Annotated in this window: 18 protein-coding genes; 3 read left to right on the forward strand and 15 right to left on the reverse strand. The window is 39.3% G+C overall.

The window, feature by feature from the left end:
- The first annotated feature begins 145 nt into the window (after positions 1-145).
- Both P20480_RS03470 and P20480_RS03465 read left to right on the forward strand, forming a co-directional pair.
- The gene (locus tag P20480_RS03470; RefSeq protein WP_008132021.1) at positions 146-1,063 is read left to right on the forward strand and encodes a M14 family metallopeptidase; all 918 of its coding nucleotides are present in this window, start codon (positions 146-148) and stop codon (positions 1,061-1,063) included.
- A gap of 79 nt (positions 1,064-1,142) precedes the next feature.
- Positions 1,143-1,580, forward strand: a complete 438-nt coding sequence (locus P20480_RS03465) for a hypothetical protein (RefSeq protein ID WP_008132022.1) — start codon at positions 1,143-1,145, stop codon at positions 1,578-1,580.
- A 28-nt stretch (positions 1,581-1,608) separates the two neighbouring features.
- On the opposite strand, the gene ccoG is transcribed toward P20480_RS03465, so the two are convergent.
- The 10 genes from ccoG to P20480_RS03415 form a co-directional block, all read right to left on the reverse strand.
- Positions 1,609-2,988 (reverse strand): cytochrome c oxidase accessory protein CcoG, encoded by a 1,380-nt coding sequence (gene ccoG / locus P20480_RS03460; protein WP_008132023.1) that lies wholly within the window; start codon positions 2,986-2,988, stop codon positions 1,609-1,611.
- A gap of 151 nt (positions 2,989-3,139) precedes the next feature.
- The gene (locus tag P20480_RS03455) at positions 3,140-4,552 is read right to left on the reverse strand and encodes a sigma-54 interaction domain-containing protein (protein ID WP_008132024.1); all 1,413 of its coding nucleotides are present in this window, start codon (positions 4,550-4,552) and stop codon (positions 3,140-3,142) included.
- An 87-nt stretch (positions 4,553-4,639) separates the two neighbouring features.
- Positions 4,640-5,944 carry an ABC1 kinase family protein gene (locus P20480_RS03450; protein WP_008132025.1) on the reverse strand — a complete coding sequence of 435 codons (1,305 nt, stop codon included), beginning with the start codon at positions 5,942-5,944 and terminating at the stop codon, positions 4,640-4,642.
- 81 nt (positions 5,945-6,025) lie between these two features.
- Entirely contained in the window at positions 6,026-6,580 is a 555-nt protein-coding gene (locus tag P20480_RS03445) for a YceB family lipoprotein (RefSeq protein ID WP_033025795.1), read from the reverse strand.
- A gap of 87 nt (positions 6,581-6,667) precedes the next feature.
- The gene (locus tag P20480_RS03440) at positions 6,668-9,349 is read right to left on the reverse strand and encodes a DUF349 domain-containing protein (protein WP_008132027.1); all 2,682 of its coding nucleotides are present in this window, start codon (positions 9,347-9,349) and stop codon (positions 6,668-6,670) included.
- Positions 9,339-9,620 (reverse strand): YeaC family protein, encoded by a 282-nt coding sequence (locus tag P20480_RS03435; protein WP_006794492.1) that lies wholly within the window; start codon positions 9,618-9,620, stop codon positions 9,339-9,341. The genes P20480_RS03440 and P20480_RS03435 overlap by 11 nt, the downstream gene beginning before the upstream one ends.
- A gap of 1 nt (position 9,621) precedes the next feature.
- Positions 9,622-9,948, reverse strand: coding sequence for a hypothetical protein (locus tag P20480_RS03430; RefSeq protein WP_008132029.1), 327 nt, complete (start codon positions 9,946-9,948; stop codon positions 9,622-9,624).
- 170 nt (positions 9,949-10,118) lie between these two features.
- Complete coding sequence (locus P20480_RS03425; RefSeq protein ID WP_008132031.1) at positions 10,119-11,621, reverse strand: alanine/glycine:cation symporter family protein; 1,503 nt, start codon at positions 11,619-11,621, stop codon at positions 10,119-10,121.
- Positions 11,622-11,995: 374 nt separating this feature from the next.
- A complete protein-coding gene (locus P20480_RS03420; RefSeq protein WP_008132033.1) occupies positions 11,996-13,123 on the reverse strand; it encodes a M14 family metallopeptidase in 1,128 nt (375 codons plus the stop codon).
- A 212-nt stretch (positions 13,124-13,335) separates the two neighbouring features.
- Positions 13,336-14,778 carry a glyceraldehyde-3-phosphate dehydrogenase gene (locus P20480_RS03415; RefSeq protein ID WP_008132034.1) on the reverse strand — a complete coding sequence of 481 codons (1,443 nt, stop codon included), beginning with the start codon at positions 14,776-14,778 and terminating at the stop codon, positions 13,336-13,338.
- Between the two features lie 174 nt (positions 14,779-14,952).
- Here P20480_RS03415 and P20480_RS03410 point away from each other — a divergent pair, with 174 nt between their 5' ends.
- Positions 14,953-15,753, forward strand: a complete 801-nt coding sequence (locus P20480_RS03410; RefSeq protein ID WP_008132036.1) for a DUF2989 domain-containing protein — start codon at positions 14,953-14,955, stop codon at positions 15,751-15,753.
- Between the two features lie 69 nt (positions 15,754-15,822).
- Here the strand turns inward: P20480_RS03410 and ihfA are convergent, their stop codons facing one another.
- The 5 genes from ihfA to P20480_RS03385 form a co-directional block, all read right to left on the reverse strand.
- Positions 15,823-16,122: an integration host factor subunit alpha gene (gene ihfA / locus P20480_RS03405; protein WP_002960690.1), complete on the reverse strand. Its 300-nt coding sequence runs from the start codon at positions 16,120-16,122 to the stop codon at positions 15,823-15,825.
- Between the two features lie 2 nt (positions 16,123-16,124).
- Positions 16,125-18,512 (reverse strand): phenylalanine--tRNA ligase subunit beta, encoded by a 2,388-nt coding sequence (pheT, locus tag P20480_RS03400; RefSeq protein ID WP_008132042.1) that lies wholly within the window; start codon positions 18,510-18,512, stop codon positions 16,125-16,127.
- Positions 18,513-18,527: 15 nt separating this feature from the next.
- Positions 18,528-19,508, reverse strand: a complete 981-nt coding sequence (pheS, locus tag P20480_RS03395) for a phenylalanine--tRNA ligase subunit alpha (protein WP_006794499.1) — start codon at positions 19,506-19,508, stop codon at positions 18,528-18,530.
- Between the two features lie 82 nt (positions 19,509-19,590).
- Complete coding sequence (hda, locus tag P20480_RS03390; RefSeq protein WP_008132045.1) at positions 19,591-20,301, reverse strand: DnaA inactivator Hda; 711 nt, start codon at positions 20,299-20,301, stop codon at positions 19,591-19,593.
- Complete coding sequence (locus P20480_RS03385) at positions 20,301-21,356, reverse strand: DUF2066 domain-containing protein (RefSeq protein WP_008132047.1); 1,056 nt, start codon at positions 21,354-21,356, stop codon at positions 20,301-20,303. Before P20480_RS03385 ends, hda begins: the two co-directional genes overlap by 1 nt.
- Between the last annotated feature and the right edge of the window lie 603 nt (positions 21,357-21,959).

A 21,959-nucleotide genomic window follows, 5' to 3' on the forward strand; every position in this document is an offset into this window, starting at 1 on the left:
TTCACTTTTATTTATTACAGCTTTGGATTAGTTTTTTAAGAAGTAACTCAATTATATCGATACATCGCATTAAGTTGCAGGCTATTTTAGTCAGCGTTAAGCTAGCGCTTTATTTCATTAAATATTGATATACCAAGGCTTTATAATGACTGACAGCACATACCCAATTGGCACACCCGGTACTAAATGGAACGACGACGATAAAGCTCAATGGCTTGCGAGCCAAGTTATAAAGCGTAGCTACCAAGATGAAGTGTTAACGTTAATTAACGAGCTTAAAGGCACATTAACGGTTGAGCAATATGGTGAGCTTAATTACAACGATGGCTGTTATCCATTATATGCCCTGCAAACACCTAATTTTGATGATACCAAACCAACGGTTTTAATTACCGGTGGCGTGCATGGCTACGAAACAAGTGGTGTACATGGCGCGCTTAGATTTGCAAAAACCTCTGCTTTAAATCATTCAAAACACTTTAATATAATTATTACTCCCTGTATTAGCCCTTGGGGGTATGAAACAATTAATCGCTGGAACCCAAACGCAATAGATCCTAACCGCTCCTTTTACGAAAATAGCCCAGCACACGAGTCTGCCGCTGTTATGGCCTATGTAAAATCATTAAATATTGATCTACTAGCACACATTGATTTACACGAGACAACAGACTCCGATAACAGTGAATTCAGGCCAGCGCTTGCAGCACGTGAAGGCACAACTAATACAAACTGGAATATTCCTGATGGGTTTTACTTAGTTGCTGACAGTACAAAGCCAGAGCCAGAATTTCAAAAAGTGATTATTGAGGGCGTTGCAAAGGTTACGCATATTGCACCAAGCGATGAAAACAATGCATTAATAGGCGTACCGCAGGAACAATTTGGCGTTATAAATTACGCAGCACGCCAATTAGGTTTATGTATGGGCTTTACTGATGCATCTTTTGTAACAACAACAGAGGTTTACCCAGATAGCCCTTCAGCCAATAGTGAACAATGTATATTAGCGCAAGTTGCTGTTATTGATAGTGCTTTAAATTATTTACGAAATGAAGGCTAAATTACTAGTTGCTACGTTTATTATAAGTGTGTTTTATTAAACGTAGTAACAAGTCTGTAATATAAATAGAGAGAAAGCTTTGCAAGTAGATAAAAATGAGCATTATGATTTTTCATTAAAAAATGACTATGGCAACGTTAATTTTTATGTAGATAACAACATAATTGTTGCTGAATTTTCAGGTAGTATCGATACCGATATTCTAAGTGTGTATGGTGAAAAGCTCATTAATACTACTGCACAATTTAACGGCAACCCCTGGGGCTATATTAGCGACTCACGAAAGGTATTAGCAGCGACGCCTGAAGCCGAGTTATTGCTCACTAAAATTGGCAAAAAAATGCAAGCTGCAAATTGCTTTATCAGCGCGTATGTAATGACATCGGCCATCGCAATCAGTCAAATGTCGCGGGTTTTAAATAGCGTTGGCAGAGACGGCACTAAATGTATATTTAGTGAGGTTGAAAGTGCCAAGCAATACGTTATTAAGCACCTTAAAAACAGCCAAGCGGATTAATTATTTAATCAACTTGGCGTTTAACTACTTAGTTTTTATAAAACTGACTGTCCTTGGTGATGGTAATACTCGCATCTTCCTGCGCGGTAACTACAAATCTTAATTTACTTACTTTTTGTTTAATATCGTAACCATCAGCGGTAACCGTAACCGGTATTTTTTTCATTAAACCAGGTTGTACGAGTGTTGCCTTTGGACTTTTAAGCGTTGCCCCAGGTAACCCCTCAATAGCGATTGTGTAGTGCATTGATTGCTGTGTTTTGTTAATAATGGTTAGTGTGTATGGGTTTTCAACTAGGCCCTCATAATTTACTCTGTAGAGTGCGTTTCTATCACGAAGCACTGAAGCCTCTATGGGTGTACGCTGCATCATCCATGCAAACATCGATAGGATAAGTAAGGCAGTTAACGCACCATAGCCAACAAGCTTTAATCTAAATGGGTTGGTTTTTTTACCTTCCATCTGTTTTTCACTCGCGTATTTAATTAAGCCTTTGTCGTAGCCAAACTTATTCATTGTGTCATCGCAGGCATCAATACATAAACCACAGTTTATGCACTCATATTGCAAGCCATTTCTTATATCAATACCCGCAGGGCATACCTCCACACATAAATTACAGTCTACACAATCGCCTAGGTTTAATGACTTTGGATCAGCTTTACGCTTACGTGGGCCACGGTTTTCTCCTCGTTCAGCATCATAAGTAACAACTAAGGTATCTTTATCAAACATCACTGACTGAAAACGAGAATACGGGCATGCAATGGTGCACATTTTTTCTCTTAAAAAACCAGCATTACCGTACGTACACCCAGCAAAAAAAAGCACCCAAAATGTGGTAATGCCAGACCAATCAAACGAAAGCATGTTTAAGTATAAATTTTTAGCCGGAATAAAATACGCCATAAATGAGGTCGCTGTTAAAACCGAAATAACTATCCACACGCTGTGTTTAGCTATTTTTTTACGCCACGTGCTAAATGTCCATTTTGACTTATCTAATTTAATGCGCTGATTGCGTGTACCTTCTATTCGTTGCTCAACCCATGTAAACATCAACATCCATATTGTTTGTGGGCACGTGTAACCGCACCAAACTCGGCCAAGCCAATTAGTAACAAAAAATAACGCAAAGGCTCCCACCATAAAAAGCATGGCTAAAATCATAAAGTCTTGAGGAAGAAGTGTTAATCCAAAAATAGTAAAGGTTTGTGTTGCGACATCTAACAGTACAGCCTGCTGACCGTTATATTGAATCCATGGAATGGCAATAAACGTTAACATTAGCAACCAGCCTAAATTACGGCGTATACGTTGAAAAAAGCCTTTTTGCTCGCGAATATAAATTGGCCCTGAGTTATAGGGCTTAATGATCATGTCTTGCTCTTTAATATCAAACTTCATGTTACTTACTTAATTAGAACGGATGTTGTTTAAGTATTTGCAACTTTCAGACCAAACTGAAACTTTATTTAATCTATTGATATTAAATAACTTTATAATTCACGCGCTTTTTATAATCGTGATATATAACGAAAGCCGTTATATATCGCGATTATTTACTAATTCCTAGCTTTCTCATTTTTGAGCGAAGTGTACTTTCAGGTAATCCTAACTTAAGTGCAGCACCTTTACTTCCAGAAATTTGCCCGTTACAAAGTGTTAAAACACGGCTTATATGCAGCCTTTGCGCCTCATCGAGGGTAAGAGACTCGTCAACATTTTGCGTAGTGTCACCATTGAGTGGTTGATTGAGCTGTAAAACAGATTGTTTGGACAAAATGGCTTCTCGCTCCAGTACATTTTGCAGCTCTCTTATGTTACCAGGCCAATCGTAGGCTTGAAGCTTAGTAACTGCTTTTTTACTTAGCCCTTTTAACTGCTTCCCTAAGCGTTTATTTAATTGCTGTATGAGGTTGCTGCATAAGTAAGGAATATCTTCTTTTCGCTCTCTCAGGGCCGGTACTTTAATAGGAAATACATTAAGTCGATAATATAAATCTATTCTAAAACTGCCCTTTTGCACCATTTGCCACAAATCGCGGTTTGTAGCCGCTATAACTCGAATGTTTACACATAAGGTTTGGCTACCACCAACCCGTTCAAATTCTTGCTCTTGTAGCACTCTTAGTAGCTTACTTTGTGATTCTAGAGGTAATTCGGCTATTTCATCTAAAAAAAGTGTGCCTTTATCGGCCAGTTCAAATCGGCCTTTACGACGTTCGTTAGCCCCCGTAAAAGCGCCTTTCTCATGCCCAAACAGCTCAGACTCCAATAAACTTGGTGTAAAAGCTGCACAATTTACTTTAATAAAGGCATGCTTGCTGCGTTTGCTTAACCTATATAAATTGCGTGCTACTAGCTCTTTACCTGTGCCATTTTCTCCCAGAATAAGCACGGTAGTGTCGGTTTCACTCACTAATTTGATTTGCTCTAACATGGTTTGGAACACATGGCTTTGCCCTACAAGCCCAGAGTCTTGCCAGTCCTGATTTAACTCTGCTATTAAATAGCTATTCTCGTCTTTTAACTGCTCACTCAGCTGCTTTATTTTTTTAAGTGCGTTTTGTAAATCATTTTGGGTTTGTTGCTGCTGCGATATATCACGAAATATAGCAACGGCACCAATAAGTTGATTTTTTCGATACACTGGGGTGGATGTATATTCAACAGCAAACGAGCTACCGTCTTTGCGCCAAAACACTTCATTGTTAACTTCACGGCGTTTACCATCAAACATGGTACAGTAAATTTGACACTCATCTGCAGGGTAAGGCGTGCCATCGGCACGAGTATGGTGATGATATTGATGTATTTTTTTTCCTAGTAGCTCCTCTGCCTTCCACCCTGTCATGCGCTCTGCTGCTGGGTTTACAAATACAGCGTTTCCAGACAAGTCGAATCCGTAAATTCCCTCACCCACGGCATTAAGTAATAACTTTGGATCGTTTAAAAATTGCTTTATCATAACTACACCTCGCGAAATATCACGAGTATTATGACAACTTTAACACATTACTGCACCAGTAACTTTGTATCGATATTAGCTCAGCATTTATGCGAAATGACTAAAAAGCGCACGCACATCAATTTTTGCCCCCAAACGAGCAGCTATTAAATACAAACCGGCTAGTTTTCGGTGTATAAACAACGCATCGACGGGTGGAGTGTGCCACTGCTGTGATTGAGCACTAAGTGCAAGCCCAGCATCCTTAATTTTAAGTGCTAACTGGCTATGTTTAAAATCAAATTCACCATCATGCCTGAGCGGTTCGCACGCCATTAAAAACAAGTCGATTACGTTATTTTTATAATTATCCATAATGTCATCTTTAAAATAACCAATTTGCGATGCTGCTTTTAATACGCCCTCTCGGCTGTTATCGCTACCTGCTTTAAATAGTGCCAAATACGCTGAACTCAACTCGGTTGATATTTCTCGCGTTGCACCAAAATCAAATAAAACGATTTTTTGTGTCTCTGTTTGATAATGAAAATTAGCAAAGTTAGGATCCGTTTGAATGAGTTTAAATTCAAACATTTCTTTAAAAAATAAATTAATAAGCTGCTCAGCAACAAAACTTCGCTGGCTTTGTGGCTGCTCTGTGATGCTCTCTATGGGTTCAGCATTAACATATTCCATTGTAAGCACTTGCTGCGTACTGTGCGAAGTGTAAACATCAGGCACTTTAAAGTGAGCATTGCCGTTGAGTGCATTTTTGTAACGTATTAAATAATCTGCTTCTCGCAGGTAATCTGCTTCTGCAAGTAATTGTGCCTTAGCCTCATTCACAAGGGGTTTAATGTCGAGATCTTTAGGTAATAGGCGCGATAGGGTTAACAGCGTAATCACGTTATCTACGTCGCTCTCAACACTCTTTGCAATACCCGGGTACTGAACTTTAACTGCGAGCTTATCGCCATTTTCTTGATACGCTAAATGCACTTGCCCAATAGAAGCCGCTGCAAAAGGTCTGAGTTCAATATGAGAAAAACGAGAAAGCCAGTCGTCCCCCCATTGTTCTTTTAAAACTTCAACCAGCTGCTTATGCGGCATTGGATTTGCGTCAGAGCGCAACAAAGCGAGTAACTGGGCAAGCTCAGGACTGAGCAAATCACCAGCATCCATAGATAGAAGCTGGCCTAATTTCATTGCTGCTCCGCGTAAGTGGGAGAGCTGCACAGCAAGTTTTTCAATATTTTTAGGTTGCAGAAGTAAGCGTTTGTTATCCCACCCTTTACCTGTTAGTGCACTTTTAGCGCCATCAACCAGCATATTACCCGCAACGCCTGTTGCTAATGAGCCTAATTTTGCAAAACGAGAAAGTCTCGATGTGGGCACGTTACGCGGTGCTGCCATAATATAATGAACCTAATTAGCTTATAGTTAGGTTATTTAATACGATTAATTAAGGCAGGCCGATCTGATTAGCCTGGTTATTTATAATCTAGGAACCAGTTTAATTGCACCTTGCGATACTTTCATGTCGAGTGGTAATTTGCTCAATAGCATCATTTTAGGATCGTTCATGTTTAACGTATATACAGGGTTGTTAGCCAAAAAGGTATTGATTACACCCATTGCTTGATCGTCAAGCGCGCCAATGTTGCCTCTAAAGCCACCAGCATCAACGCTTGAGCCCAGTAGTTTAATATTACGCAAAAACACTGCTTTTTTCTCGCTATCGTAAAATGGGCTGCCCTCTATTTGAAGCTTTAAACGAATTGGGTATTTAAGTGCAAAAGCGTTGATCTCTGCGCTAGAGTCAGCGCCAAGTAAAACAACATCACGATTATCTGGCCCTATATCAACACTTAAATCATTAACGTTAAGCTGAACAGGTAATCCCATTAGCTTTACTTTTTCGCTTAACTTTGGCAACTCTTTAGCTAATACGCTTTCTACTTCAGCATTTGTAAATGAATATACCGATACACCTTGCGTGCTATTACAGGCAGTTAAAAAAAGCGTAGTAATAAGTAATAAAAATCTCATGGTAAATCCTTTGTTTGGTTGATATAAAAAGCCGCTATTTAAGCGGCCTTTTAAAGTTTTAATCAACATTTAAAGTAATGTTAATGATTAAGCTGCAAGTGTCGTCTTTAATCGAGCTAGTGTGTCAGGTTCAACTGAACCGTTACTGAGCGCGAGCAACTGTTTTAAATAATAATTTAAATCAGCATGATCGCCACGGTGTTTATCATCAAGCATAGCAACTTGCTCTGCCATTCTAAGTGATGCATTTGGCGAACTCACATTTGCTAAAATTTCCATACGCGTTACAAGTTGCTCTTCGTTAAGCGTTGTTTTTAGCGGTGCTTGATACTGAGCAGGTACTTCTTCATTATTTTGAAGCGCATTAAGTAAGGCATCTAAGTTAGCCTGCTCTGATTTAGTGATAAGCAATGACACTTTTTCATCTATGGCTTTAAGCAAAGTAGTCACTTTTGGCGCAAGCGTTCTGAATTGTGCATAACCCTTTACCTTCGTTTCTAGGTCATGAAGTTGCGCACGTTGTTCAACCGCCTCTAGTACCGCTTCTAATTCAGCAAGCTCTGCAGCGGCTTGCTTGTCTGACTCATTCTGTTCAAGCTTTTGTTGCTCAAATTCAGTGCTGCGCTTACTAAATGCTTCATCGTTATATTGACGAAACTTTTGCCACAACGCATTTTCAGCTTTCAAGCCCGCAAAGCCAATTGTTTGCCATTGCTGCTGCATTTGCTTTAACGTCTGGCAAGCACTTGCTAAGTCGTCACTTTGTGATAGTTGCTGTGCTTGTTCTACTAAATCATTTTTAAGCGCAGCATTACCTTTATGAAACGCATTTAATAAACCAAGCACCTGTTGTTGCTCATTTTTATAGCGTTCATTTAAAACTCGATATGTTTTAGGGTCAACTTTTCCTACACTGCGCCATGCTTTATTTAGCCTATTGTATTGGCTTTCAAACTGTTTCCAATCAAAGCCTTCTTCGCTAGTAGGCTCTGTGCTAAGCACGTGCATATCAGTAATGATGCTTTCACGTTGCAACTTAGCTGCATCGCGGTTTTTTTCTTGCTCGGCAAAGTAACTACGACAAGGTGCAAACAACAATTCAATATGTTCGTCAAACTGAACACCTTGTTGTTTTTCTTCATCTGTATCTAAACGGCCAAGCTCATTCCAACGTGTGCGAAACATTTTTACTTGTTCTGCACGTTGTTGCGGGTCGGTACATTCTTGCTCGGTTAACGCGGCTACTTCTTCAAGTAACGCAACACGCTTTGGTGCAGCGGCGTATTTTTGCCAATCTTTTGCGTCAGCAAGCTGCTGCTCTAGCTCTGCTTTAATATTTTCAAGTGGTTGCTGGTAGCGTGCTGTTAATGTATTAAATAGCTCTTCAAAACCTTTAAATACACCAAATGCCACATTGAACCGGCCTTCTTCAATTAAGCGCTTAACATCACGAGCTTTTCGCTTTGCTTGGCTTTGATTTTTTTCAAGCGGTTTAACTAACTCATTCATTGGTACTAAAAACTGCTTTTTATGCGCGTTTAACTCAGTTTTAAACTTGCCTTGCAGTGCGCTGTCTAACATAGCTATATGCCCACGCGTTTCTTTAAACGCTTGATTAAACGCTGAAATAATATCGTCATATTGCTCAATGCTTTGCGCTGGTTCAATTTTTTGTAAGGCGTTCAATGCCTCTTTATATTGCGCAATTACCGTTGTTAGTTCGGGTAATTTAGCCACTTGTGAAAATAAAGTCTCAAGCCTTGTTATTACCGCTTTAGACTGTGCGCTATTTTCAAGCTCAGTCTCTGTGATCGCTTGTTTTGCTTGGGCTACTTTAGCGTCAAGCCAATCTTGTTGAATTTGCTCTGGGGTTTCTAAACCTAATTGAAGCGCATTTTCAATTTCATCACTTAATGCTTCAAGCGTTGCTAAAGCCAATAATTGACGCTGTTTTAATGCTAAACGTTGCTGTTCTTTGTCGTGCTCAGCTTTAAGTTGCGCTATATGAGTATCAAGCTTGCTGGTAATAGCTATGTACTTTTCATCTAGCGATTTTATACGCTCTGCTGATAGCCATTTAAGCTCTAATGCTTGCCATTGAGCCATTAATTCAGCAGCTTGTGGGTTTACCAACGCAAAGTCTGTTTTTTCACGTAACGCATTAAGTTTTGCTAAAATAACGCGCGTTGAATTTTCAACTTCTTGTGGCATTTCTTTGGCCAGACGCTCATTTTCAATATGCGTATCAAGGGTGCTTTTCGCTTCCCCTCTAGCATGTTTAGCAAGTGGTTTGGTAAGCTGGTGGTTAATAACTAACTCCACTAGCTGCTTTTGTAATTCTTCACTGCCTTCTTTAAAAGCTTTTTCTACTAATTTTGGGTTTGCTAAACGCTTAAGTAGTTTAACGCGAACTTTTAGTTCTTTCTCTGCAAACGCTAGTTTTTCTAATGTTTTTACAGGCGCAAAGCGTTCTATATATTCACTTTTAATTTGCGGTGTTAGTGTGCTTTCACTGTTTAAAACCGCGTTAGATATTTGCTGCTCAGCTATATCCTTCAACGCTTGGTCTTGCTTATAGGCTTTCCACCAAAGTGGTAAATCATTTACCTTTTGAAGCGCTTTTCGGCGTATTTCTGCAGAGCTGTCTTCTAATGCAAGTGTATTTAAAATACTTGCATCGCGCTGCGTATCTAGCTTTTCAATTGCATCAAGACGTACCTGTTGCTTAGGGTGTTTCCATTTTGGCGTAAAAAGGTGCTTAAAGATCATGTTCACTAAACCTAGCTATTTCGTTGTCTGATTTGAATTCTTTTTGTAGTTGCGCTTTTGTCTTTTGGATCATTTCACCATTAGCACCAATCGTAAATTGCTCGTTCGATTGAGCCACCTTTGCTTGATACAACATAACCAACTGCACTGTTTGTTGCTTTTGCTCATCTGATAACACAGTGCCATCTGGCCATTTGCCAGTGGATGCACCATATTGCAGGCGTTCAAATAATTCTGGAGTAATATTTTCTACGAGTTTATCGATATTCATGTCATCTTTTCTTTTTAAGAGTCACTAAAATAATACGGTTAATAAGATACCAAATGCACCCTACGCCAATGGCGATGGTGTAAGCATACCACTCAAGGGTTTCTTTTTGCGGTTGTAAAAAATATAAACAGAAAAAACCACCCAAAAATAAAATAAGTGCTAGGAAAGAGTGATTTATAAACATCTGCTTTTTTTTAATTTGCTGTTCGCGCTGAAGTTGTTGAACCTGCTCGTCATTTAGCTCTGAAATGTTACTTTCGCAATGCGGACATTGCTTGTATTTATCTGAAATTGATTTTGCACATTTTGGGCAACGAATAATCGCCATACATCTCTCCATACTACGCATAAAAAAAGCGCCTTGCGGCGCCTTTATTGTACTTGTTTTATTTGTTGTTGTCTTTTTTGAATTTAAAGCAATAACAGATAATGTAACTTTCTTTTTATTGGTTTAAACCCGTTTATCCAATCAAACTTGCAAGTACACTGTGTATTAAATTACTCAGGATCCTTAGATTGTTTTTCAAGGCGTTTTTCCCAGAAAGTAGCGTTTTTTATACCTAACTTAATTGGGTCAAAGGTAATTTTACCGCCTTTTTTCTTTTGCTCTTCGTAATCGCTTAAACATAACAGTGCCGGTTTTGCGACAAAGAAAATAGCTAAAATGCCTAAGATGTTGATCCACGCCATTAAGCCTACACCTATGTCACCAATGCTCCAAATATACCCAGAGCTATTAACCATTCCGTACGCCACCATAAACATGATCACAAACTTCACAATAACCAGTGGAATACTTCCTTTAAAGTAACGATTTAAGTAAGCAATGTTTGTTTCCGCAATGAAGTAGTAAGCTAAAATAGTAGTGAACGCAAAGAAGAATAACGCAATACCTACAAATGCCTCACCAAAACCGCCAAATACGCTAAACAAAGCCATTTGCGTAAATGCTGCAGAGCCTACTTCAGTTGCTGCGTCAACATTTTGTACAATAAATTGACCAGCTGGTAGCTCGCCAACAATGTTGTATTGTTGTGTTAACAAAATCATCAGTGCAGTTGCTGTACATACGAAGATGGTATCTACGTACACTGAAAAAGCCTGAACTAAACCTTGTTGCGCTGGGTGGTCTACTTCTGCCGCAGACGCTGCATGAGGTCCTGTACCTTGACCCGCTTCATTTGAATATATTCCGCGTTTTACACCCCAGCCAATTGCAGCTCCAAATCCGGCTTGAGCTGTAAAGGCGTCGCTTATTATCATAGCAAAAATATCAGGCACTCTATCGATGTGTAAAAACACAACGATTAAAGCAAGCACGATGTACCCCAAAGCCATAAATGGCACAACAATTTGAGTAAAGTTGGCAATACGTTTTATACCACCGAAAATAATAAAGGCTAAAACGATAAGAATAATAGCCAGCGCAACTAGCTTAAAGCTGCCTACATCGCCAAAGCTGGTCGAAACCATAGTACCGTCGCCAAATACTTGAGTAAATGCGTTACCCACCGCATTTGCTTGTACACCGGGTAGGAAAACACCACACGCAACAACGGCAGAAATAGCAAATAAGATAGCTAACCATTTTTGTTTTAAACAACGGTCAAAGTAATACGCTGGACCACCACGGTATTGACCGTTTTCTTCTTCTTTATAAATTTGACCAAGCGTTGATTCAGCGAAGGCTGTACTTGCACCTAAAAATGCAACAACCCACATCCAGAAAATAGCCCCTGGGCCACCAAAACCGATAGCAGCAGCAACACCAGCAATGTTACCAACACCGACTCGCCCCGATAGAGACACTGCAAGTGCTTGAAAAGAAGAAATACCTTTTTCAGATGTGTTAGGACTAAAAAGTAATTTACACATTTCTTTAAAATGTCTGACTTGGGCAAATCGAGTTAATACAGAATAAAACAAGCCCGCGCCAAGGCATAAGTAAATAAGGGCATTACTCCAAACAACATCATTAACAGCGCTTACAAAAGCTTCCATGGATATCCTCTATAGTTATATTTTTTATTATGAATTACGAGACTCTGTTTTAGCTACTCAGAATGCGCGACACAAAACGATTAAAAATCGGGCTTAAATATGCCTACCTTTAATTCGATTGTTATTGATATTAACTTAAGTGAGCTAACTTTGTTAACACTTAATTTTCATATTTACAGATAAAACGTGCGCTTCGACGTATTATTTGAGGGTTATTTAACCAGCAATTAGTTTGTTTGAATATAATGGAGGTTTATAGAAAGTAATTTAAATAGACTGCTGGTTGAGGGGTTTATAAAACGATTTTATATATTAATTAATTTTAAGTTTGTGTATAAAAAAGGCATCAATATTTGATGCCTTTTATCAGTACTCTATCTTAGCGTATCAACCACATTAACAATGGCTGCTAACGTGTCTTGACCAAACTGATACGAGCGACGATCTGACCAGCCGTAGTCAGGATCTGGTAAATCGTTATTGTCTTTAAATGGCATTTCAATTGTGTATGTAAGCGCTTTAAACTCTTCAGCCGTTGCCGACGATGCAACGGTTAATAGAGCTTGGCCTGCCTCATCTTTCGGGTAACCGTGTTCGTCTTGAAACTCCGGTGTTATTGTTAATAACGCCGCTTTAAAGCTGTCTTCTAAATTTTTAAGTCGCTCATCGTAACTTGGAATACCTTCGCTGCCAGCAACAAAGTTATAAGGAATGGCTTCATCACCGTGAATATCAAGGTGCATATCTAAGCCTGTTTCGCGCATTTTATTGAGGACTAAATACACTTCTGGGCTATTTTCCATACTAGGTGTTTGCCATTCGCGATTTAAGTTAACACCTTTAGCATTAGTACGTAAATGACCACGTACACTGCCATCTGGGTTCATATTTGGCACGATGTAAAATACAGCCTTTGATAACAATGCAGCAGCATGTGGGTCTTCATCATCAAGTAACTTATGGAGTAATCCCTCTACAAACCACTCTGCCATAGTTTCACCTGGATGCTGGCGTGCTGTTACCCAAATTACTTTTTTATCTTCGCTTGGCTCGCCAATTTTTAATACGCTCATATCGCGCCCATCAAGTGTTTCACCCAATGTTTGAAGTTGGCAAGCACCTTGCGTTTGCGCCCACGACAATAAATCTAAATGGCGGTCATAGCTATATGGTGCGAAGTAAGCAAAATAAACACTGCCGCACTCTGGCTCTATTTCAAAACTTAGCGTGCCATTTTCATAGTTTGATGGAACACGAAACCATGTTTGGCGATCGTAAGATGCGACTGCTTGATAGCCTTCCCACCCATCTGGGTATGCTGATTTTTCAAGCTGATTAATATTAAGCTTATGTAATTGGTAAGGCGTTGTTTCTAATCGAAAGTGAAACCACTGATAAAATTCAGAGTTGTGGTCGTTATTAATCTCTAATTGAATATTAAGCGGATCGGTTACATCAATTACCTTGATATTACCACTGTCGAAATTACTACTGATTTTCATGAAAAAACCTTTAATTTGAATAAGCCCATCTGCATTTTAACTAGCAGAACTAACACCACGAATAATACTACTCGCAGTAAATACAGTGTATTTTATAACTGTAACACGCACTGTATTTTAATAAGCAAAGCGTAGCACAAGGCATACACTTTAAAAATGATTGCACATTAAAAAAGCCAGCTAAACGCTGGCTTTTAAATACTACATATACATTAGCGTGGTAAGCTTGGGAATGACACTTCAGCCATATCTCGCATACAACGTACTACTTGGCAGCTATAGCCAAATTCATTATCGTACCATACGTATAATACAATACGATTATCGTCAACAATTGTCGCTTGTGAGTCAACAACACCTGCATAACGGCTACCTACTAAATCGGTAGACACTATTTCTGTTGATGCAGTGTAATCAATTTGGTCACGTAAATCTGAGTGCAGCGCTGTATCGCGTAAAAATGCATTTAGTTCTTCAACTGATGTATTAGTTGCTAAGTTTAAGTTTAAAATAGCAAGCGATACATTAGGTGTAGGAACACGAATAGCGTTACCTGTTAACTTACCTTCAAGCTCTGGCAATGCTTTAGATACAGCTTTAGCTGCGCCTGTTTCAGTTATTACCATGTTAAGCGCTGCGGCACGACCACGACGTTCGGCTTTGTGATAGTTGTCGATTAGGTTTTGATCGTTTGTGTATGAGTGAACGGTTTCAACGTGACCATTATTAATACCAAACTTATCGTTTAACGCTTTTAATGTTGGTGTGATTGCATTTGTTGTACAACTTGCTGCACAGACAATTTTATCTTCAGATAAAATATCTTGGTTATTTACACCATATACGATGTTTTTAATATTGCCTTTAGCCGGTGCTGTTAATAATACTTTAGCTGAACCTTTACACTCTAAATGCTGACCAAGGCCTGCTTCATCTTTCCAAATACCTGTGTTATCAACAATTAACGCATTATCGATACCGTATTGGGTGTAATCAATTTCACTAGGTGAATTTGCATAAATAACCTGAATGTAACTGCCGTTCGCTTTAATTGCGTTGCGCTCTTTATCAATGGTGATTGAACCATTAAATGGACCATGAATTGAATCGCGACGTAATAAACTAGCGCGCTTTTCAAGGTCACCCTCTTTACCACCACGCACAACGATTGCACGTAGACGTAAATCGGCGTAAGGACCCGATTTTTCAATTAATAAGCGAGCAAGCAAACGACCAATACGACCAAAACCATAAAGAACTACATCGCGAGGTTCTTTCACTGTTGAATCGGCTATTTCTGCTAATTCATCTTTAACGAACTCTTCAACTGAACGGCCATTAGCAACGTCGCTGTATAAATAGCTGTATGCAAGCTTACCAATATCAATGCGAGCAGAGTTTAATTCCATTTTACTGATTGCTTCTAAAAACGGGAAGCTTTCACGTAAACGTAATTTTGTGCCTTCAAATTGCGCAACAGTTTTGTGAGATTTAATAATTTCAATAGTACTGGCATTTACGAGAGGACGGCCATATACGGCAATTTCAATACCACGATTACGGTAAAGTTTACCAATGATAGGTTGCATGCTTTCAGCGTAATCTTGGCGCTCTTGCCAACTATTTGTGTATTCTAACTCGTGAGATGAGGTCATTTTATTTACCTAAGTTTATCATTTTGAACGGATAGCCTTTAAAAGTGCACTATATTTTGAGAGTAATGCACTTCAGGCACGGCTATTCTAATTTAATCTGAAGTTATTCTCTACTGTTAGGCGTTAAATGATTGCGCTAGAATGGCTGCGTAGATATTTATTTGGGGTTTAGGAATGCTAAAAAGAGCAAGTTTACTACTTGGATTACTAACATTAGCGGGTTGTGAAGAACCTGTGACGCTAGCAAAAGTTTGTAAGGAAACACCCGGCTTTTGTTCTGATTTAAACAAAGACAGCCATTGTAAAGACGAGCGTGCTGAAGTTATCTTAAAGCGTTACAGTGAATACAAAGAGCCAACGGATGAAAATAAATATCAATTATTAAAAGAATTTGAAACATACAACCAATGTATAACACTGGCGGCTAAAATTGAGCACATAAAGCTCAAAGCTAAGAAGACGTCTCGCATAGATGGACAACTCACTAGCATTAAAGAAATGACGCGCCTTTATCAAGACACTATTGATACAAATCACCCCGGTTTACTTTATTACCATTGGTCCAGAAACAATAATCAAGGTGCATTAAATAAACTATTGGCTATAGAAGACGATCCGAGTGTTACACAAAGTGCTGAAATGCAGTTTTTTTTAGCGTCGTATTACATTAAGTTTGATGACGAAAAAACGATTGATTTGCTCTATAAAACGCTCGAGTTAAATCAAAAAGGGCGCATACCCAATCCTGAGGTGTACACATCACTTATCAGCCTGTTTTATAAACATGATAAATTTAAACATGCTTATATATTTTCAAAAGTAGCGCAAATGTCGGGAATCGAAAATATAGATCTATTTGAAATAGAGCAGGAACTCTTAAGTACTGGTAAAAACTTATCTGGACTTAATTCACTTGCCGAGCAAACCTATCAACAAGTATTAGAAGGTGAATTTGTATCACCTAGAGAATTTTAGATAATAATAAACCCCGCTTAAGCAAAGTTAAGCGAGGAATAAATAAAAGGCAGCTTTCGCTGCCTTTTTTTATTTTGCTTTGCTGGTACCCACTTCAACACGAGTCTTTAGTTTTTGACCCGGTCTAAAGGTGACAACACGACGCGCCGAAATAGGAATGTCTTCGCCTGTTTTCGGATTACGCCCTGGTCTTTCTTTTTTGTCTCGAAGATCAAAGTTACCAAATCCAGAAAGCTTAACCTGCTCTCCTTTTTCTAGCGCTGAGCGGATTTCTTCAAAAAACGCTTCAACTAAATCTTTGGCATCTTTTTTATTGATCCCGAGCTTTTCAAATAGGTGTTCAGCTATGTCGGCTTTAGTAAGCGCCATATCTAGTCCCTCAACGATGCATTAAACTTTTCGGCCAATTCGGCCACCACGTTATCAACTACTAGATTGATATCTTTCTCTTCGAGTGTTCTATCAACCGCTTGCAGTGTTAGAGCAATCGCCAAACTCTTATAATTTGGCTCAATACCTTTGCCCTTATACACATCGAATAAGTTTAGGTCAACCAATTGATTTCCGCCAACTTTTTCTATAGCGTTTAAAATATCACCAGATTTAACGCTGTCGGCCACTAAAATCGCGATGTCGCGACGGTTTGAAGGAAATTTAGACACGCTTTCTGCTTGTGGTAAATTTCTTTTTTCAATTGCTGACATTTCAATTTCAAATACAAAAGTTGCGTTATTGATATCTAACGACTTTTGCGCTTGAGGATGTAATGCACCAAAAAAACCAACCTTTTTACCGTCAACATAAATAACAGCTGACTGGCCCGGATGAAGTCCATCTGACTGCTCTGCTTTAATTTCAAAGCGACTTAAATCGTTAGTGATCGCAAGTAATGCCTCAACATCCCCTTTTAAGTCATAAAAGTCGACATTGCGCTTTTCTTCAACCCAATGTTCGCCATGAACCAAACCAGTAATAGCGCCACCAATAACAGGCACTTGGTATACACCATTTTCTGCATTTTCATCGCTTATAAATTTAAGACCATGCTCAAATAAACGAATACGTGGTTGTTGACGATTTTGGTTGTATGCAACAGACGCCAATAGACCCGGCATTAAGCTAACACGCATTGCTGACATTTCAATTGAAATAGGATGCGGTAGAACAAGTGCGTCACTTTGAGGATGCAAAATAGCTTGTGCCTTAGGGTCAACAAAGCTGTATGTAATTGCTTCTTGGTAACCACGTGTTACTAACGTATTGCGGAATTTGCTTAGTGCAATGCTCGCTTCGTTATGAGTGGTCATCTTAAGTTTTGCAGTTGGTGCCACATTTGGAATACTGTTGTAACCGTAAACGCGTGCAACTTCTTCTATCAAATCTTCTTCAATGCGAATATCAAAACGGTAACTAGGTATATCTGCACTCCAGCTGTCATTTTCTACTTTAACATCAAGACCTAAGCGAGTCAGAATATCAGTTACTTTAGCATCATCAATGTGATGACCTATTACGCGGTCTAAACGCGAACGACGCAAACGAACTTCAGTCACCTTAGGTAACTTATCAGCCGCCACGGCTTCAACTACAGGGCCTGCTTGACCACCCACAATTTCAAGAAGTAGCGCTGTAGCACGCTGCATTGCATCGTGTTGTAGAGCAAAATCTACTCCACGTTCATAACGATGTGATGCATCAGTATGTAGGCCGTAACTACGTGCTTGCCCAGCAATTGCTACCGGATTAAAGAACGCACTTTCAAGCAGTATGTCTGTTGTTTTTTCAGTAACACCTGATTGCTCACCACCAAAAATACCAGCAATGGCAAGTGCTTTATCATTATCTGCTATAACGAGTGTAGACTCGTTTAATTTAGCTGTATTACCATCAAGCAATACTAGTTCTTCATCTGCATTTGCACTACGTACTTTAATGCCACCTTCAATTGCACTTAAATCAAATGCATGCATAGGGTGACCAAGTTCGAGTAATACATAGTTAGTTACATCAACAACCGGATCGATTGAACGAACGCCACTACGACGTAATTTTTCAACCATCCATAACGGTGTTTCTGCATCAAGATTTATACCTTTTATTACACGACCTAAGTATCGAGGACATGCATCTTCGTTCACTAGCTCAATTGATACTTTGTCGTCAATTGTTGGAGCAACAACGGGAATTTCTAATACGTTTACATCAATGCTGTTTAAAACGCCTACTTCACGAGCAAGACCTTTAATACCAAGGCAGTCACCACGGTTTGGTGTCAAATCAACATCAATAATGTTATCGTCAAGGCTTAAATAGTCACGTAAATCCGCGCCAATGGGTGCATCACTCGGTAACTCCATTATGCCGTCACCTTCTTCGCTAATGCCTAGCTCGTCAAATGCACATAACATACCGTGTGAAGGCTGACCGCGAAGTTTTGCTTTTTTAATTTTGAAATCGCCAGGTAATACTGCACCAACGGTTGCAACCGCGACTTTAATTCCTTCACGACAGTTTGGCGCACCACACACGATATCAAGCAGCTCATCGCCACCTACGTTAATTTTAGTAACGCGAAGTTTATCCGCATCAGGATGTTGACCACATTCAACAACTTCGCCTACTAACACACCATTAAATTTGGCTGCAGCTGGCTCAACGCCGTCAACTTCAAGGCCAGCCATAGAAAGCTGTTCCGACAGAGCTTGCGTATCAATAGCAGGATTAACCCACTCTCTTAACCACTTTTCACTAAATTTCATTTTATTGCTTCACTCTTAACGGAACTGGTTTAGGAATTTTAAGTCATTTTCGAAAAATGCACGTAAATCGTTTACGCCGTAACGCAACATTGTTAGGCGCTCTACGCCCATGCCGAATGCAAAACCAGTGTATTTTTCTGGATCAATACCTACAGACTTAAGAACGTTTGGATGTACCATGCCACAGCCTAGTACCTCTAACCATTTGCCGTCTTTGCCCATCACATCTACTTCAGCTGAAGGTTCTGTAAATGGGAAAAATGAAGGACGGAAACGAATTTCCATATCTTCTTCAAAAAAGTTACGCAAAAAGTCATGTAATATACCTTTAAGCTCAGTAAAGCTTACATCGGTATCAACCATTAACCCTTCTACCTGATGAAACATAGGTGTATGTGTCTGATCGTAATCGTTACGATAAACACGCCCAGGTGAGATAATTCGTAGCGGTGGCTGCTCTGTTTCCATAGTACGAATTTGCACGCCACTTGTTTGTGTACGCAGTACTAATTTAGGATTGAAATAAAAGGTATCGTGATCAGCACGCGCAGGGTGATGCTCAGGGATATTTAATGCATCAAAGTTATGAAAGTCATCTTCAATCTCAGGGCCTGATTTAACCTCAAAACCTAACTCACCAAAAAAGCTTTCAATACGTTCAATTGTTCGTGTTACCGGATGCAATCCACCTGTTGGCATTACACGCCCAGGTAAAGTAACGTCAATTGTTTCTGCGGCTAGCTTTTCTTCTAGTGCTTTACTTGCTAAAAGCTCACGCTTATCGTTAATTGCAGCTTGAACATCTTGCTTAGCTTGGTTAATTACCTGCCCTGCTTCTTTGCGTTCTTCAGGAGCAATTTTACCCAGTGTTTTAAGTAAGCTAGTGATTTCGCCTTTTTTACCAAGGTAGTTAACCCTGATCTCTTCTAGTTGCGCGATTTCACTGGCACTGGCTACCGCCTCAAGTGCTTGCGCTAATATATTTTCTAAGTTCATTCGATACCTGATCTTTCACAGAAGGTGATTACAATTTAATTGACTAATGATAACTGAAAGCGGGGTCTAGATTCTAGACCTACTAGAGCTTTAACGTTGATTTTATAAAGGGAATTGTTAATTTTCGCTGTGCGGCCATAGATGCATGATCTAATTTGTCTAATACATCGAGTAAAGCACGCATATCTCGACTTAGACGCGTTAGTAAAAAGCGTGCACATTCATCGCTTAACTCAAGCCCACGCATGTGTGCCCGCTTAACAAGCGCCTGCGCTTTATCATCATCACTCATTGAACGTATTTGAAAGGTGGTTCCCCAAGTCAAACGAGATTCTAAATCAGGAAGTGAGATATTTAACATATTTGGTAACAGGTCTGCGGTTACGACTAGCATTTTACCGGGTTCATTAAAGCGATTAAAAAAGTTAAACAGGGCCTTTTCCCAGGCATCGTTGCCTGCAACTAAGTGGACATCGTCTATACACAATACATCAAGCGCTTCCAGTCCATCGAGGACCATAGGGCCGAAATTGATAACCTCTCGCATAGAAAGTAACATGTTAGAAAGGCCACGTTCTTGCGCTTTTATGCACGTAGCGTATAACAAGTGAGACTTACCCGAATCACCCAATCCGCACAAGTAAGTATACTGAAATGAATTTGCCAACTCAGAAAAGCTCGCTTTTAGATGATTAACTTCTAATGAGTCCTCACCACCAAAGTACGATGCAAACGTCTCGTCATCTGGCAAAGTAACAGGCAACGCCATTTGCATTGGTTCATGACTTAGCACTATGGTTTTATCCATTGATATTCAAGGCTGTTTTTGTCAACAACATGATAAAAAGCGCGTGGATCAACGTAATCTTTAAAAGCAGAATCAAGACCTAGCGCTTTTTTTAAATCTGTAACATCGCCTGTATGATTCAATTTGTATTCAACAAACTCAGTCGTTTTTCGAGCAATCGTAACCTGTGTAACAACACTTAAACTCTGTAAACGTCTCTTAGCTAGTTCGACATCTACAAAATTTTCGGCCCCTTTTAAAGTTAAAATAGCTGAAGCTTGCTCGTAGTATGCATTGGGATCAATTGCGTATTCACTTGCTAACCCTCTAGCTAGTGTATCTATCATTTGACTAACAATTTGTTGTTTATCACCAACTAAACGATTTTCATCAAACAAATCATCATTTGTGAATCGCCAATCTAAAACCCAGTTATTACTGTTATTGTCTTTGTACATTTTGGCCGTAATACTTCTTTCAGCACTATACCGCTGAGACGCCTCTTCTATAGGCCCTGAGAAATTACCCCACACCTCGGGTATTCCTACTAAACGTCTGTCTTGTAAATCCAGTAATGGCACAACAACAGGTAAGCCACGTCTTCGGGCATTATCGTAAATTAATTGTTCAAGCTGTGGATAGCTCTCTTGTGTTACTAGCTCTCTTCGCCAATTATCTTCAATACCTAGCCAAATAGCGACTAACGGACGTTGTGAACCCCATAAAGGTAGACTTAATTCTTTTATAAGCGCATTAATTTTTCGTGCTTCAAATTTAACAATTAATTTTAACTGACCTTCAGCACGCTCATCGTATTCAAATTTAAGCAAGTAATCAGAGATATCTTTAGTGCGCTGTTGAGCTAATCGATTTTGATCCGCCGTTTCATCACCACTTACTTTTACCAAAACATTAAGTAAAGCTTTACGGCTTGCCGCTAATCTACTATCTCTTGATTTATCATCAACTTTTAAAATATCTTGATATAGATCAGTGACTTCAACTGCTGAAACAGAAAAACAAATTAAAATGGATATTATGCTTATTAATAATCTATACACTGTATGTTAGTTCTTGGTTTTAAACTAATTTGATCCTAAATCAAAGCAAGTAACAAAGCAAAATTATATTTGTTACTGTGACATATTGATCCTTATAGATTAAGCCTCTCATGCAATGTTGATTTAATTGAAACTCTAAATTTATAAACAAATTCACTCAGCCAAAAAGAGAGCAACTAAAGCCAAACCTTCTAAAAAGACATATCCTCTTCAAAGTAATGCCAACACAACTGTATTAAGTTCTAAAAATATACTAGCTTTTATTAGCTACTGCCGAGGGAAACAGAAAACTGTTTTATCGGGCCAGCCTCTGAAGGGCTTGCTTTCGCACAGTTTTATATAATGTATAGGAATACAAATACCGTGGAGCACAGGAAGTGCAAGAGCGACCGCTACTGAGTTCGGCATGGGGTTTTGGCTATTTACTAAACCCCAGACAGAATAAAACGACTATCGCTAGTCAGGCTCTCTACAATTTTAAGCCTGCGTAATGTCGTGGTGCCCACAGCGGTAGAGAGTCACATAGCAAATTTTACCTATCATAGGTCAGTGTATTGAATAACTAAAACACTGTTCACAAAGAGGCGCTTCGCTTAAGAGACG

Source organism: Pseudoalteromonas sp. BSi20480, from assembly GCF_000241365.1.
GTDB lineage: Bacteria > Pseudomonadota > Gammaproteobacteria > Enterobacterales > Alteromonadaceae > Pseudoalteromonas > Pseudoalteromonas marina.